The sequence below is a fragment of the Ignavibacteriota bacterium genome, from assembly GCA_013285405.1.
Lineage (GTDB): Bacteria > Bacteroidota > Ignavibacteria > Ignavibacteriales > Ignavibacteriaceae > IGN2.
On sequence record CP053446.1, the window covers coordinates 2,665,228 to 2,681,392 of the forward strand.

The following is a 16,165-nucleotide window of genomic DNA, read 5'->3' on the forward strand; positions in this document are numbered from 1 at the left end:
ATCCAATTAATTAAGTTAACTTTATCAGTATGTTTAAACGAATAAACTTAATACTGTATTTCGCTTTTCTTTTTGTGATTGAATCTATATCTCCACAGGACAACTTCAAAATTTATTCACCGGAGTTTGTTCCGGAAAATACAGCTTTTGAAGTTTCCATTATCACTTCCAATAAATTTCCTGATTTCAAATCATTGAATATTTACTTTCTGCCAGACCCATCATTAATAATTAATAATGTTGAACTTTGGATAGACAACGAAAGAAAAGAGCTCCCGATTTCAAGTGAGTTTGTTCCCGAATATTCAGAACTCTTCAAGAAAGTAATTGTAGATCTTTTGGATACAAGCATTTTTAAAGGTGAAACATTTTTTCAGATAGTTTTATTTGTAAAACCTGGTTCTGCAAAATCAAATTCACTTCAATTATTCGGTAGCTATATACACAAAGATCAAACCATTAGACAATTAACAACTTCTGATCTGGATGAATACTCTGAAAATCCCGGATTATATAATCTTTTATTTAAATATTATGAAAGAACATCTATACCAGGAAATGCTGCACTTTTGGAGTACAACTCTTACTTGAATATAGCACAGGTTTATGCATTTAAAGATGTTCTGAATCTTGAATTTTGGATGAAAACAAAAAATTTCAATTCAGAATTTTTCAGGATAATCAATGGAGAGACGAATTGGGTTGAGTACTCTTTATCAATAAATGAAAATCAGATGCTCTACATTGATTCAAAAAATGATAAACTACTTTCTCCTGGACCCTGTTTTATATCGGAAAATATATGGTATCATTTCCTCATCAGACAGGACAAACAGAATAATGAAATTAAATTTTTCATTAATGGAAGTGAAGTTGCTCATTCTCAAATCAGTAATTCATTAAATCCTGATAACCTGTTCTTTCATCTTCAAAATTCCGGTCACGATGGTGAACTGATCGTTGATCAATTTCGATTAATTCTCAGCAGTAGTTCTTTATCAGAAATTATGAAGAATAGAAATTATTCAGATTATCTCGATGACAGTTCAAATGTAATTTTTCAAATGAATTTTTCACAGGAAGAACTCGATGCGTTTCGTGAGCAGAAGAAAATTTCGTATGAAATGATCAGGTTAAAAAATTCAGATGCACCACTTTTCTCAAGAGGACCGGAACTAAAAGTAAAGTTGATGAATAATTATTATGAAGTTGAATGGAGCGGCGGAAGTACTATGGATGCAGATTTTTATGTTTTAGAGAAAGCTGTCGGAAATGGAAAATATACTCAAGTGGAGAAATCAAAGGCATTAAATGAAGATGGGAAGATATATTCATTACTCAGTGAAAATAAAGATCAAAATGAAATTGTTTATTTCAGAATTAAACAAATAAATAAAGATGGTTCTTCAGTTTATTCTGATGATGTCAAAGTTGGGCAAGGACTTGTGGAAGATTTAATCGTTGATCAAAATTACCCTAACCCATTCAATCCAACTACAACTATTGAATTTGATCTGTTGCAGGACTCTGATGTTGAAGTTAAGATCTTCGATCTTTCAGGTGTAGAAGTAGCAGTCCTTCACAAAGGATTTTTATCAAGCGGTTCATATAAATATAAATTTGATGCAACAGGATTGACTTCCGGCATATATCTTTATCAGGTCAAAACTCCAACATCATCACTAACCAGAAAAATGATTCTGACCAAGTAGTAAGTTTTTGATTTTAATCGAATAAAAAACACAACTTCAATGCTTTCAAAAATATTTTCAAGTGCTACTTATGGAATAGATGCTTACCTCGTTGAAGTTGAGACACATGTTGAGAAACAAATTCCGGGATTTATAATTGTTGGACTCCCTGATAGTGCTGTAAAGGAAAGCCGGGAACGGGTAACAGCAGCAATCAAAAACAGTGGATTTGAATATCCATTAAAAAAAATTACAGTCAATTTGGCTCCAGCAGATATTAAAAAAGAAGGAAGTTCTTTTGATCTTCCGATTGCGATAGGATTACTTTCTGCAACTGGTTTAATTGAATCAAATTTGTTAATTGATTCAGTGTTTCTTGGAGAATTATCACTTGATGGTAAACTGAGACCTGTTAAAGGTGCATTACCAATTACAGTTGAAGCAAGAAAGAAAGGGATTAAAAGAATAATTCTGCCAGTTGATTCATCTGCCGAAGCCTCTATAGTTGATGAGATAGATGTATTTGGTGCTTCAACTTTAAGTGAAGTCGTAGATTTCCTTAACGGAACGAACGACATAAAAGCAGTAAAATCAGACAGACAGCAAATATTTTCAAGAGTTAACAAGTACCATCTTGATTTTGCTGATGTTAAAGGACAGGAAAATGTCAAACGTGCTTTGGAAGTTGCGGCAGCAGGTGCACATAATATATTAATGATTGGTCCACCCGGATCCGGGAAAACGATGCTTGCAAAAAGACTTCCAACGATTCTTCCACCACTTTCTTTTGAAGAAGCGTTGGAAACTACTAAAATTCATAGCATTGCCGGAATACTGTCGAGAGATACAGCATTAGTGACCGAGAGACCATTCCGCAGTCCACACCACACAGTTTCAGATGCAGCACTCGTTGGTGGCGGAAGCTTTCCTCGTCCTGGTGAAGTTTCATTTGCTCATCACGGTGTATTGTTTCTTGATGAATTACCAGAATTCAAAAAAAATGTATTGGAAGTCTTACGGCAACCACTTGAAGATTCAAGAGTAACAGTAAGCCGATCTAAACTTTCTCTGGATTTTCCTGCAAATTTTATGTTAGCCGCAGCTATGAACCCTTGCCCATGCGGCTATTTTACCGATCCAAACAAAGAATGTACTTGCACACCACCATCAATCCAGAAATATATGGCAAAAATATCAGGTCCTCTTTTAGATCGAATCGATATTCATATTGAGGTACCGGCAGTTAAATACAAGGAATTAGCTGCTGAAACAACTGCTGAGAAATCGGAAATAATCAGAGAACGTGTTTTATTTGCAAGACAGATACAAAATGATAGATTTAATGACTTAAAACATATTTTTAACAATGGAGATATGGGATCAAAAGAAGTTAGGAAATACTGTAAACTGAATGATTCTGGTGAGGAATTGCTGAAAATGGCTATGACCAAACTTGGACTTTCAGCAAGAGCCTACGATAGAATTCTAAAAGTCAGCAGAACAATAGCAGACCTTGAAAAATCAACCGATATTGAACCACAACACGTAAGTGAAGCGATACAGTATCGTAGTTTGGACAGAGAACTGTGGAAACACTAAGTCATTAAATTATGAACTGCGAATTACTTGCATTTTTACAACCCATGAAATATATTTGATGCTCGGTTTTTGGAAAATTGGGCGGACGCCGGAGTTGGAGAGCCGGGGCGGACTGTAAATCCGTTGGCGTATGCCTTTGGGGGTTCGAATCCCTCGCCGCCCACGGAAGTTTTAGTATCGTTGTTGTTAAACAAAATTTTTTAATTTTTCCTTTTTCTAGCTTCAAGATAGATTGAAATTTTTTTTCTCAAAATAATTTTTTTGGTGTAGATTCTTTTGCTCAATTCTATCTTTTGAAAGCTTTGTTCTTTGGTTGTTTAGTTTTTTGTTTTAAACTCAGGCGGGAGTAACTCAGTTGGCTAGAGTCACAGCCTTCCAAGCTGTTGGTCGCGGGTTCGAGTCCCGTCTCCCGCTCTACTCAATCGCTGACGTAGCTCAGTTGGTAGAGCACATCCTTGGTAAGGATGAGGTCACCGGTTCAATCCCGGTCGTCAGCTCAAAATAATTAGGAGCTTAATATGGCAAAAAGTAATATCAGACAAATAATAACATTAGAAAGCACTGCAGGTACTGGTTACAGATACAGCACCACAAAAAATAAAAGAACACATCCTGCAAGAGTTGAATATAAAAAGTATGACCCTGTGGTTCGTAAGCACGTGATATTTAAAGAAACTAAATAATACGTCAGTAGCTCAATTGGCAGAGCAGCGGTCTCCAAAACCGCAGGTTGGGGGTTCGAGTCCCTCCTGACGTGCGAGTATTAACTGGATAAATTACAAATGAAAGAAAAAATAAAAAATTTTTTTGAAGACGTGGTCAAGGAAATGAAAAAAGTTACCTGGCCTACGAGAGCAGAACTAATGGAATCAACAAAAATAGTAATTGTTGTGTGCCTTATTCTCGCCGGATTTGCTTATGTAATTGATATGCTCATCAGTCAGGTTATGCAAGGAATTTTTTAACAGGTATAATTGATGGATGCAAAGTGGTATGTGGTCAGAACATTCTCCGGACATGAGAATAAAGTAAAGCAAATGCTTGAAACCGGACTTCAGGAAAACGAGCAATTGAAATTAAAGATCAGAGAAATTCTTGTTCCTACTGAAAAAGTATTTGAAGTCAAGGATGGGAAGAAACGCAGTAAGACTAAGAACTTTTTTCCTGGTTACATCCTTGTTCAAGCTGAACTTGATAATCAGGTAAAAGAATTTATCCTGAGAACACAATCGGTAATGGGATTTTTAGGTACTGGTAAAGTTCCTAATCCACTTCAGCCGGAAGAGGTCAGACGAATCGTGGGAAGAATTACTCAAAATGAATCCACTGAAAGAATGGAAACTATATTTAGAAACGGTGATATTGTTAAAATAATTGATGGACCATTCAACAACTTTAGCGGGACTGTTCAGGAAGTAAACGAGGAGAAAATGAAAATGAAAGTTATGGTTTCAATTTTCGGAAGAAAAACTCCTGTCGAGATAGATTTTGTTCAAGCAGAATTAGAGAAATAAATTTTATTCTAATAAGGTAATACGTTATGGCAAAAAAAATTGATAGCTTTATAAAATTGCAAATACCGGGTGGGAAAGCTAATCCATCCCCACCTGTTGGTCCTGCACTTGGTCAAAAAGGTGTAAACATTATGGAGTTTTGCAAGCAGTTTAATGCCAGAACTCAGGATAAAGACGGGATGATAATTCCGGTTATAATAACTGTTTATTCTGATAAGTCTTTCACATTCATAACTAAAACGCCACCTGCTGCAGTTCTTCTTAAAAAATTATCTAAAGTTGAAAAAGGATCTGCTGAATCGAACCGGACTAAAGTTGGTAAAGTGACTCGTTCTCAGCTAAAGGAAATTGCTGAAATAAAGATGAAAGATTTAAATGCATTCGATGTTGATCATGCAATGAGTATGATTGCAGGTACAGCAAGAAGTATGGGACTTACAGTAGAAGATTAATTAAGTATTTATTGAACTAAATATACTTTGGTTTTAAAATGAAAATTTCAAAAAGAAAAAAAGAATTTCAATCAAAAGTAAAAACAGATAAAGAATACACACTTCAGGAAGCAGTAGCGCTTCTTAAAAACTCTTCAAAAGTAAAATTTGTTGAGTCACTTGATTGTGCTATGCGGCTTGGAGTTGATCCTCGTCAGGCTGATCAGATGTTGCGAGGAACTGTTTCTCTTCCGCATGGAACAGGTAAACAGGTTACAGTTTTGGTTATTGGGAAAGGTACTAAAGCCCAGGAAGCTTTAGATGCCGGAGCAGATTTTGCAGGATTTGAAGATTATCTTGAGAAAATTAAAGGTGGATGGACAGATGTTGATGTTATTATTGCAACACCTGATTCGATGAGTGAACTTGGCAAGCTTGGAAAAATTCTTGGACCGAAAGGCTTGATGCCAAATCCAAAAAGTGGAACAGTCACACAGGATGTATCTCAAGCAGTAAGAGAAATTAAAGCGGGTAAGATAGAATTCAGAGTTGATAAAACTGGTATAGTTCATACCTCTGTTGGCAAATTAAATTTCGAAGCCGATAAGCTTGTTGATAATGCAAAAGCTTTTATTAATACGATTATTAAGATGAAACCATCTTCCGCAAAAGGTCAATATGTTAAGAGTTTATTTTTGTCTAGCACTATGGGACCTGGATTAAGAATTTCGAAAGACGAATATACAGTTCGTCAGGTATAATAAGTTTTACGCACTTATAAATAAATGCTTCTAACCGACACGTTAACTAATTATTGAAAACGGGAGTATAATGGACAGAAACGAAAAGTCAGAAATAATTTCTGAAATAAAGGAACTTCTTGAGAGTTCATCTGCAGTTTACTTGACCGATTATCACGGAATTAATGTTGAAGATATAAGTTCTCTTCGTACACAGTTCCGTAATGAAGGAGTTCAGTACCGGGTATTTAAAAATACTTTAATGAAACGAGCCTTAAAAGAATCGGGCAAATATGAAAAAATTGCAGATCAATTAATTGGTATGACAGGATTTGCTTTTACTACAAAAAATCCTCTCGCACCAGCAAAAATCATCAACAAATATTTTGGTGATAAAGAAAAACTTGCTCTTAAAGCCTGCTATGTTGAGGGTGAGTATTTCGACGGAGGTCAGCTGAAAACTTTAGCAACTCTTCCGACAAAAAATGAATTAATTGCAGGAATAATGGGCTCTTTAAATTCACCTGTTTCCGGAATTGTTGGAGCAATCAACGCTGTGATGAGAGATCTGGTAAATGTTGTTGAGCAGATTTCTAAAAGAGAAGCAGCATAATTTTTTAATGAAATTAATAAAATCAGGAGTATAAAATGTCAGAAAAAGTATCTCAAGCATTAGATATAATTAAGGGGATGTCCCTTATGGAAGCAGCGGACCTAAAGAAAGCTTTGGAAGAAGAATTTGGAGTAACTGCTGCAGCTCCAGTAATGATGGCTGGACCAATGGCTGGTGGTGGTGAAGCTGCTGCTGTTGAAGAAAAAACAGAGTTCACAGTAGTTTTACAAAATGCTGGCGACAAAAAAATCAATGTTATTAAAGTAGTAAGAGCTCATACCGGTTTAGGTTTAAAGGAAGCGAAAGATCTTGTTGATGGCGCCCCAAGTACTGTTAAAGAGGGTATATCAAAAGATGAAGCAGAAAAACTCAAAAAAGAGTTTGAAGAAGCCGGCGCTACTATAGCACTGAAATAATCATTTCATAGCCGATATTAAATCCTTTTTGTAAAGAGTGATAGTACGGTTTTCCGTTCTATCGCTTTTTGCGTTTAGGCTGTTGCAAATTTATGCTAACAAAAATTCAAGTTTTTAATCAAAAGGAGAAGGATAATTGAATAATAACCGTATTTCCTTTGGAGCTATCAAATCTGTTATGGATGTCCCTGATTTGTTAAACATCCAGACTGAAACATTTGAAGAATTTATTCAACTGGAAAAACTTCCTGAGGATAGAGAGATTAAAGGTCTTCAAAAAGTATTCATTGATAACTTTCCGATATTCGATAATAAAGAAAACTACCGTCTCGACTTTATTAATTACACTGTTGAGAAAGCAAGATTTTCAGTTGAAGAATGCATGGAAAGAGGATTGACTTATGCAGCGCCTCTTAAAGCCAAACTGAGATTATCAGCAAAAGATCCAGATACTGAAGAATTCGTGAACAGTGTTGAACAGGAAGTTTACCTTGGCAGTGTTCCTTTTATGACTGAAAAAGGTACCTTTATAATTAATGGAGCTGAAAGGGTTGTTGTATCTCAGTTGCACAGATCACCCGGTGTAGCTTTTTCTGAAACTGTACATCCAAACGGAACTCCGATATATTCGGCAAGAATTATTCCGCTGCGAGGTTCCTGGGTTGAATTCGCAACGGATATAAACTACGTTTTAAACGTCTATATTGATAGAAGAAAAAAATTCCCTGCTACTACCTTGCTTCGTGCACTTGGCTATACAAGTAATGACGAAATATTTAACCTGTTTAACCTTGTTGAAGAAGTTAAAGTCAATAAGACAGATTTATCTTCTTATATCGGACGGGCAATTGCAAGTGATGTATTTGATATGTCCACCGGAGAGATTTTTCTTAGTGGTGGAAGTTATTTAACCGAAGAAGATCTCGACAGGCTAACCGAAGCAGAAGTAGAATCTATAAGATTCTTGTCGCGGGATACTTCGCCGGAACAGGATTTAATTGTTAATACATTAAAGAAAGATACTTCGCAGTCAAAGGAAGAAGCACTGTATGCTATCTACAGACAACTTAGATCAGGTGAAGCCCCAGATTTGGAGACGGCTGAACAATTAATTGAAAAATTGTTTTTTAATGATAAACGTTATGATCTTGGTGATGTAGGTCGCCATCGGATGAATGATAAATTAAAGCTCAATATTCCTGAAACAACAACAGTTTTAACGGTTCAGGATATCATTGAGATAATTAAATATATGATAAAGTTGAAAAACGGATTGGAACCTGTAGATGATATTGATCATTTAGGTAACAGAAGAGTAAGGACAGTTGGCGAGCAGTTGAGTCAGCAGTTTAACGTTGGTATGGCACGTATGGCAAGGACGATCAAAGAGAGAATGAATATGCGCGATACTGAAAACTTTACACCTCAGGACCTTGTAAATGCACGAACAATTACAAGTGTGATTAATGCTTTCTTCGGTACGAATCAACTTTCACAATTTATGGATCAGACAAATCCACTCGCAGAACTTACACATAAAAGAAGAATGTCAGCGTTAGGTCCGGGTGGTTTGACAAGAGAGAGAGCAGGTTTTGAAGTTAGAGACGTTCATTACACCCATTATGGAAGACTCTGCCCAATTGAAACACCTGAAGGACCAAATATCGGATTGATTTCATCTCTTACCATTTATGCACGGGTTAACCGATATGGTTTTCTTGAAACTCCATACAGGAAAGTCCACAAAGGAAAAATTTCAAAAGATGTTGAATTTCTGAGTGCTGAACAGGAAGATATTTTTACTGTAGCACAGGCTAATGCATTAATAGATGAACAATCCCGATTTGTAACGGAAAGAGTTAAATCCAGATTAAAAGGTGAATTCCCGATTGTTACACCTGACCAGGTTGAATATATGGATGTTGCACCAGCGCAGATAGTTAGTCCGGCTGCAGCACTTATTCCATTTCTTGAACATGATGATGCAAACCGTGCACTTATGGGTTCGAATATGCAACGCCAGGCTGTTCCTTTATTAAAGCCGCAAACTCCAATCGTTGGAACCGGAATGGAAGGAAGAGTTGCTCGTGATTCAAGATCAATTATTGTTGCTGAAAACAGCGGCGTTATTGAATTTGTCGATTCAACAAAAATTATTGTCCGGTATGATATTAATCCCAACAGTATTGAAGCTATTACTGCATTCAATGACGTTAGAAGAGTAACATATACACTTATAAAGTTCCATGGAACAAACCAGGAAACAAGCATTAACCAAAAGCCATTTGTCTCCGAAGGTCAGCGTGTTGAAAAGGGGGATGTACTAGCAGATGGTCAGGCAACCGAGCAAGGTGAATTAGCGCTTGGGCGAAATGTACTTGTAGCCTTCATGCCTTGGCGTGGTTATAACTTTGAGGATGCTATTATTCTAAGTGAAAATTTAGTTAAGAATGATGACTTCACCTCTTTGCATATCGAAGAATTTGAACTGCAGGTTCGGGAAACAAAACGTGGTGAGGAAGAACTAACACGAGAAATTCCAAACGTGAGTGAAGAAGCTGTAAAAAATCTTGATGAGTATGGAATTGTAAGAGAAGGTGCGGAAGTTAAAGAAGGAGATATTTTAATCGGAAAGATCACCCCTAAAGGTGAATCAGATCCAACACCCGAAGAAAAATTACTAAGAGCAATTTTTGGTGATAAAGCTGGTGATGTGAAAGATGCTTCCCTTAAAGCACCTCCAGGACTAAGAGGTACTGTAATAAAAACAAGATTATTCAGCAGAAAGAAAAGAGATGCTGAGTCAAAGAAAACAGAAAAAGCGTTGTTTGATACGCTTGAACACGAACACAGTGTTCGTTTAAAAGACCTTTATACGAAACTCGTTGAAAAACTTACCAAACTCTGCGAAGGTTTGGTTACTACAGGCATAAGGGATCTTGATGGAACAGTGGCTTTAAGAGCAAATACAACCATTAAAGATTCTACTTTTGCTTCTGTGGAAGATGTAACCAAGCTTGATTATACTCTTGATTGGTTTGATAGTAAGAAAACAAATCAGCATATAAAAACTTTATTCAAAAATTATTTTGATAAATCGGCTGAAATTGGTGAGGACTACAAACGTGAAAAAATAAAAATTGCCAGCGGTGATGAACTTCCTCCGGGAATAGTGCAGCTTGCAAAAGTTTACGTTGCTAAAAAAAGAAAAGTATCTGTTGGTGATAAGATGGCAGGACGACACGGAAATAAAGGTGTTGTTGCCAAAGCAGTACCGGTTGAAGATATGCCTTATCTGCCTGATGGAACCCCCGTCGATATTATTTTAAATCCTCTCGGTGTTCCTTCAAGAATGAATCTTGGGCAGCTATATGAAACTGCACTCGGATGGGTTGGCAATAAACTCGGTATCAAATTCGCCACACCAATATTCGATGGAGCTAAGGTTGAGGATGTCGAAGAATGGCTGGCTAAAGCTGGTCTTGAATTGGGATCAAAAACTGATTTATATGATGGCAGATCGGGTGAGAAATTCCACCAGAAGGTAACCTGTGGATTTATTTATATGATGAAGTTGAGTCATTTGGTTGATGATAAAATTCACGCACGCTCAATTGGACCTTACTCATTAATCACACAACAGCCGCTTGGAGGTAAAGCACAGTTCGGCGGTCAGAGATTTGGTGAGATGGAAGTTTGGGCACTTGAAGGTTATGGTGCTGCGTATACTTTACAGGAAATCCTGACAATTAAAAGTGATGATGTGGCTGGAAGAGCTAAAGCTTATGAAGCAGTTGTTAAAGGTGATAATTTATTGCAGCCAAATATTCCTGAATCATTTAACGTACTTATAAAAGAGCTTCAGGGATTAGGGCTCGATGTTACGATTAACTAATTGAATTATTTAAAAGAATTTTAATAGAACTTAGGAGATAAAATATGGCTTTTAGAATCCAAGAACATGCAATGATGGATATTGATAGCATTACTATTAGTCTGGCTAGTCCGGATGATATTTTATCAAGATCTTATGGAGAAGTAACCAAACCTGAAACTATTAATTATAGATCATTCCGACCAGAAAAAGATGGGTTGTTCTGTGAAAAAATATTCGGCCCAACACGGGACTGGGAATGTTTCTGCGGTAAATATAAAAGAATCAGGTACAAAGGAATTATTTGCGACCGTTGCGGTGTTGAAGTAACTCAAAAAAGCGTACGTCGCGAGAGGATGGGACATATCGGTCTTGCAGTTCCGGTTGTACATATCTGGTTTTTCAGGTCGCAGCCATCTAAGATCGGAAATATTATTGGCTTAAGTCTTAAAGAACTTGAAAAAGTAATTTATTATGAATCATACATAGTCTTAAATCCCGGACCAACTGGATTGAAGAAAGGTGATCTCATTTCAGAGGATCAGTACTTTGAAGTGATGAGTTCGCTACCAACTGAAAACCAGAGATTTGAGGATACTCATCCTGATAAATTTGTTGCTAAAATTGGTGGCGATGCGGTAAAAACCATTCTCAAGAATACTAATGTCGAAAAGTTATCAGAAGAACTGCGTGAACAGGTAAAAGTAGAAACGTCGCAGCAAAAGAAAGCTGACTTGCTAAAAAGATTAAGAGTGATTGAAGCTTTCAAAGCAGAAAATGTTAAAGTTGAAAATAAACCTGAGTGGATGGTCTTAAGTTACATACCGGTAATTCCACCTGAATTAAGACCTCTGGTGCCGCTTGAAGGCGGAAGATTTGCAACAAGTGATCTGAATGATCTTTATAGAAGAGTTATCATTCGTAATAATCGCTTGAAAAGATTGATGGATATCAAAGCCCCTGAAGTTATTCTTCGCAACGAAAAAAGAATGCTTCAGGAAGCTGTTGATGCTTTGTTTGATAATTCGAGAAGAGGCAGTGCTGTAAGAAGTGATAGTAATCGTCCATTGAAATCTTTAAGTGATATGCTCAAAGGCAAACAGGGAAGATTTCGTCAGAACTTATTAGGTAAAAGAGTTGACTATTCAGCACGTTCAGTTATCGTAGTCGGTCCTGAATTAAAATTACATCAATGCGGTTTACCGAAAGATATTGCTGTAGAATTGTTCAAACCCTTTCTTATAAGAAAATTAATTGAAAGAGGACATAACAAAACAGTTAAAAGTGCAAGGAAAGTTGTTGACAGAAAAGATCCGATGATTTGGGATATACTTGAAAAAATAATCCAGGCTCATCCTGTTTTATTGAATCGGGCTCCTACTCTTCATAGACTCGGTATTCAGGCTTTCCAGCCAATACTAATTGATGAAAAAGCAATTCAGCTTCATCCGATGGTTTGTACTGCATTCAATGCGGACTTTGATGGTGATCAGATGGCTGTTCACGTACCTCTGTCTTATGAAGCACAACTTGAAGCTGCGTTGTTAATGTTGAGCAGTCATAATATTCTTTCACCTCAAAATGGTAGTCCAATAGTTGTTCCGACTCAGGATATCGTTCTTGGATGTTACTATTTAACCAAACAAAGAGAAGGTGATAAGGGTGAAGGAACTGTCTTTTATTCACCTGAAGAAGTGATTATAGCTTATGACAATAAAAAAGTCGGTTTACATGCAAAAATTAAAGTTAAAATCGATGGTAATTTTATAGAAACCACAACCGGACGCGTAATCTTTAATCAAGTACTTCCAAAAGAAATGGGATACATCAATCAACTACTTATTAAAAAAGTATTTGGTGGAATAATTGGAAAAATGTATATCCAGCTTGGAAATAAAGTAACAGCTAAATTTTTAGATGATTTAAAAGATCTGGGATTCAAATTTGCCAGTGAAGGTGGATTGTCAGTTAGTTATGCTGACATGGTTGTTCCGGAAGAAAAAGGTAATCTTATTGCAAAAGCGAATAAAAAAGTTGATGGTATTCTCAATGAGCACGAACAGGGTGTAATTACAGATGCTGAAAGATATAATAAAATAATTGACGTTTGGACACACACCACCAACGATGTTTCGCGTGCGTTAATGGAAAAAATTAAAAAAGTTGAGGGTGGATTTAATTCACTGCATATGATGGTTGATTCAGGTGCAAGAGGTTCTCAGGAACAGGTCAGACAACTCGCTGGTATGAGAGGATTAATGATGAAACCTCAAAAAACATTATCCGGTCAAGCAGGTGAAATTATTGAAAACCCAATCGTGGCTAACTTCAAAGAAGGATTGACTGTTCTAGAATATTTTATTTCGACTCACGGTGCGAGAAAAGGTCTTGCAGATACAGCTCTTAAAACCGCTGATGCCGGTTATCTTACTCGTAGGTTAGTTGATGTGTCGCAGGATGTAATCATTACAGAAATAGATTGCGGAACTATTCTCGGAATAGAAATAAAAGCATTGAAAGATGTTGAACAGGAAAGAGAACCACTTGGCGAACGTATTACTGGCAGAGTAGTTCAGGAAGATGTTTATCATCCGATCAGTGAAGATCTTATCATAGAAGCTGGTGAAATTATCACTGAAGAGATTGCCGATAAAATTGAAGACGCTAACATTGATACAGTTTATATCAGAACAGTACTTACTTGCGAGTCCAAGAAAGGTGTCTGTGCAAAATGTTATGGTAGAAACCTGACTACAAGTAAGCTTGTTGAGGTTGGAGAAGCTGTAGGTATTGTTGCTGCGCAATCCATTGGTGAGCCGGGAACTCAGCTTACATTAAGAACCTTTCACCTCGGCGGAACTTCATCAAGAATCGCAACTCAATCACAGGTGGAGACAAATATCGAAGGAAGAGCAATCTTTGAAAAAGTAATTTTTGTTGAGAAAAATGCTCAGGACCCTTTTACCGGAAAGGACTTTAAAGTAAAAGTTGTTACAGGTAGAAGAGGTGCAATTGGTATCTATGATGAAAATAATCGGCAGCTTAAAAAGTATGATGTTCCTTATGGAGCTGAACTAACTGTTGATGATGGTCAATTAGTAAAAAGAAATGAAGCACTATATCATCATGATCCATACAATGCACTGATTATATCTGATATCACAGGTAAAGTTGGCTTTGTTGATTTAATTGATGGATCAACTCTGAAACAAGTAACAGATGAACAAACCGGACATGTTCAGAAGGTTGTTATCGATTCCAAAGATAAAACTCTCACACCAAGCATCGTTATTGTAGCTGAAAATGGAGATAAAAAATCATTTAATCTTCCAACAAGATCATATTTGGCAGTCGAAGAAGGTGAATCTATAAATGCTGGAACTGTACTAGCCAAGATTTCAAAACAGACTACAAAAACCAGGGACATCACTGGTGGCTTACCACGTGTGACTGAACTGTTTGAAGCTCGAAGTCCTCAGGATCCGGCTATAGTTACGGATATTGAAGGAATCGTAAAGTTTGGTGGAAGGAAGAAAGGATCAAGAGAAATTTCAGTCGTAGCACACGATGGTTCCGATGAGAAAAAATATGCTGTACCACTCGGTAAACATATTCTAGTTCAGGAAGGAGATGATATTCCCGCTGGTGAAAAAATTACTGATGGCCCTATGAATCCTCACGATATTTTAAGGATTAAAGGAACAAGTGCGGTTCAGGAATATCTCGTTAATGAAATTCAGGATGTGTATCGTTTGCAGGGTGTGAAAATTAATGACAAACATATAGAAGTGATCGTAAGACAAATGCTTCAGAAAGTCAGAGTTGTTTCACCTGGTGATACAAAATACCTGGAAGAAGACCTGGTAGATAGAATAGAATTCCTTGATGAAAATAGTAAAATGGATAATTTAGTTGTGGTGGAAGAAAAGGGTGATTCTCGTCTGAAAAGTGGTTCTTTACTTTCCAAAACGAAAGCTAGAGAAATAAATACGGATATTAAGAAGAAAGAGAAAAAGCTTATGGAAGTAAGGGATTCAATGCCTGCTACTTTCGAGCATGTCCTTTTAGGGATTACGCAGGCAGCCCTATCAACCGAGAGCTTTTTGTCAGCAGCATCATTCCAGGAGACAACAAAAGTATTAGCAAACGCTGCGATTCAAGCAAAGATCGATCGTTTAATTGGATTAAAAGAGAATATCGTGATGGGTCATTTAATTCCTGCTGGAACAGGTCTTAAAAAATACAAAAATTTGAAGCTTTCAAGTGAATTAGAAGTAGTAGTTGAATCTAAAGAAGAAGAAGTCAAAGTTGAAGAAAGTAGTCTCCAACAAAATTAAAGAGGATTGAATTTCTTGACTTAATAGTTATCAAGAAGTATATTTGAAATCCGAATTTTTTAATATGAATAAAACTTAGGAGAAAGTATTGCCAACAATTAATCAACTCGTAAGAAAAGGACGAGTTCAAATATTATCAAAGAATAAAGCTCCGGCTTTGAGTGCCTGTCCGCAGAAACGTGGAGTATGTACTCGTGTTTATACAACAACTCCTAAGAAACCAAATTCAGCTTTGAGAAAAGTAGCGAGAGTAAGGCTTACAAATCATATTGAAGTAAGTGCTTATATACCCGGAGAAGGACACAACCTTCAAGAACATTCCATTGTTTTAATTCGTGGTGGTCGTGTAAAGGATTTACCGGGAGTAAGATATCATATAATTCGTGGCACTCTTGACACAAGTGGTGTTGAAGATCGGAAAAAAGGCAGATCTAAGTACGGTGCAAAAAAACCTAAATCTTAATGACGTATGAGAAAAAGAAGAGCAGAAAAAAGATACATAAAGCCAGATCCAAAATTCAATGATATTACCGTTTCAAAGTTTATCAATGTACTGATGAATGAAGGTAAAAAATCTGCAGCCAGAAAAATTATTTATGGTGCGTTTGATATCATCGAAGGAAAAACAAAAAAAACTGGTCTGGAAATTTTTAAGCAGGCACTATCAAATGTTCAACCTGTGATTGAAGTTAGAAGCCGGAGAGTTGGAGGAGCTACCTATCAGGTTCCTAGCGAAGTTCGACCTGAGAGGAGAACTGCTTTGGCAATGAGATGGATTAAAACTTATGCAAGTCAGCGAGGCGATAAGACTATGTCGCAGAAGCTTGCACAGGAGTTAATTGCTGCATCAAATAATGAGGGATCTGCTGTTAAAAAGAAAGATGATACACATAAAATGGCTGAAGCCAATAAAGCTTTTGCTCATTTCAAATGGTAAAGTAAACTAAGAT

General features: G+C 36.7%; 13 protein-coding genes and 4 tRNA genes. All 17 read left to right on the top strand.

What is annotated here, in order from left to right; all coding sequences use genetic code 11:
* Window positions 1–29: 29 nt before the first annotated feature.
* The 17 genes from HND39_11620 (at window position 30) to rpsG (ending at window position 16,152) form a co-directional block, all read left to right on the top strand.
* A complete protein-coding gene (locus tag HND39_11620; GenBank protein QKJ96875.1) occupies window positions 30–1,712 on the top strand; it encodes a T9SS type A sorting domain-containing protein in 1,683 nt (560 codons plus the stop codon).
* Window positions 1,713–1,751: 39 nt separating this feature from the next.
* Window positions 1,752–3,290 (top strand): YifB family Mg chelatase-like AAA ATPase, encoded by a 1,539-nt coding sequence (locus HND39_11625; protein QKJ96876.1) that lies wholly within the window; start codon window positions 1,752–1,754, stop codon window positions 3,288–3,290.
* 79 nt (window positions 3,291–3,369) lie between these two features.
* Window positions 3,370–3,453, top strand: a tRNA-Tyr gene (locus tag HND39_11630).
* Between the two features lie 177 nt (window positions 3,454–3,630).
* Window positions 3,631–3,704 (top strand) — tRNA-Gly (locus HND39_11635).
* A gap of 10 nt (window positions 3,705–3,714) precedes the next feature.
* Window positions 3,715–3,787: transfer RNA gene (locus tag HND39_11640), tRNA-Thr, on the top strand.
* Window positions 3,788–3,808: 21 nt separating this feature from the next.
* Window positions 3,809–3,973: a 50S ribosomal protein L33 gene (gene rpmG, locus HND39_11645; protein QKJ96877.1), complete on the top strand. Its 165-nt coding sequence runs from the start codon at window positions 3,809–3,811 to the stop codon at window positions 3,971–3,973.
* A 1-nt stretch (window position 3,974) separates the two neighbouring features.
* Window positions 3,975–4,047 (top strand) — tRNA-Trp (locus HND39_11650).
* A 25-nt stretch (window positions 4,048–4,072) separates the two neighbouring features.
* Complete coding sequence (gene secE, locus HND39_11655) at window positions 4,073–4,255, top strand: preprotein translocase subunit SecE (GenBank protein QKJ96878.1); 183 nt, start codon at window positions 4,073–4,075, stop codon at window positions 4,253–4,255.
* 12 nt (window positions 4,256–4,267) lie between these two features.
* Entirely contained in the window at window positions 4,268–4,804 is a 537-nt protein-coding gene (nusG, locus tag HND39_11660) for a transcription termination/antitermination factor NusG (GenBank protein ID QKJ96879.1), read from the top strand.
* A gap of 26 nt (window positions 4,805–4,830) precedes the next feature.
* Window positions 4,831–5,256, top strand: a complete 426-nt coding sequence (rplK, locus tag HND39_11665; protein ID QKJ96880.1) for a 50S ribosomal protein L11 — start codon at window positions 4,831–4,833, stop codon at window positions 5,254–5,256.
* A 38-nt stretch (window positions 5,257–5,294) separates the two neighbouring features.
* Window positions 5,295–5,996 carry a 50S ribosomal protein L1 gene (locus tag HND39_11670; protein QKJ96881.1) on the top strand — a complete coding sequence of 234 codons (702 nt, stop codon included), beginning with the start codon at window positions 5,295–5,297 and terminating at the stop codon, window positions 5,994–5,996.
* Window positions 5,997–6,066: 70 nt separating this feature from the next.
* Window positions 6,067–6,588 carry a 50S ribosomal protein L10 gene (locus HND39_11675; GenBank protein ID QKJ96882.1) on the top strand — a complete coding sequence of 174 codons (522 nt, stop codon included), beginning with the start codon at window positions 6,067–6,069 and terminating at the stop codon, window positions 6,586–6,588.
* Window positions 6,589–6,623: 35 nt separating this feature from the next.
* A complete protein-coding gene (gene rplL, locus HND39_11680; protein ID QKJ96883.1) occupies window positions 6,624–7,004 on the top strand; it encodes a 50S ribosomal protein L7/L12 in 381 nt (126 codons plus the stop codon).
* Between the two features lie 136 nt (window positions 7,005–7,140).
* Window positions 7,141–10,899, top strand: a complete 3,759-nt coding sequence (rpoB, locus tag HND39_11685) for a DNA-directed RNA polymerase subunit beta (protein QKJ96884.1) — start codon at window positions 7,141–7,143, stop codon at window positions 10,897–10,899.
* 44 nt (window positions 10,900–10,943) lie between these two features.
* The gene (gene rpoC / locus HND39_11690; protein ID QKJ96885.1) at window positions 10,944–15,215 is read left to right on the top strand and encodes a DNA-directed RNA polymerase subunit beta'; all 4,272 of its coding nucleotides are present in this window, start codon (window positions 10,944–10,946) and stop codon (window positions 15,213–15,215) included.
* Between the two features lie 88 nt (window positions 15,216–15,303).
* A complete protein-coding gene (locus tag HND39_11695; GenBank protein QKJ96886.1) occupies window positions 15,304–15,678 on the top strand; it encodes a 30S ribosomal protein S12 in 375 nt (124 codons plus the stop codon).
* Window positions 15,679–15,684: 6 nt separating this feature from the next.
* Complete coding sequence (rpsG, locus tag HND39_11700) at window positions 15,685–16,152, top strand: 30S ribosomal protein S7 (GenBank protein ID QKJ96887.1); 468 nt, start codon at window positions 15,685–15,687, stop codon at window positions 16,150–16,152.
* Window positions 16,153–16,165: the final 13 nt, after the last annotated feature.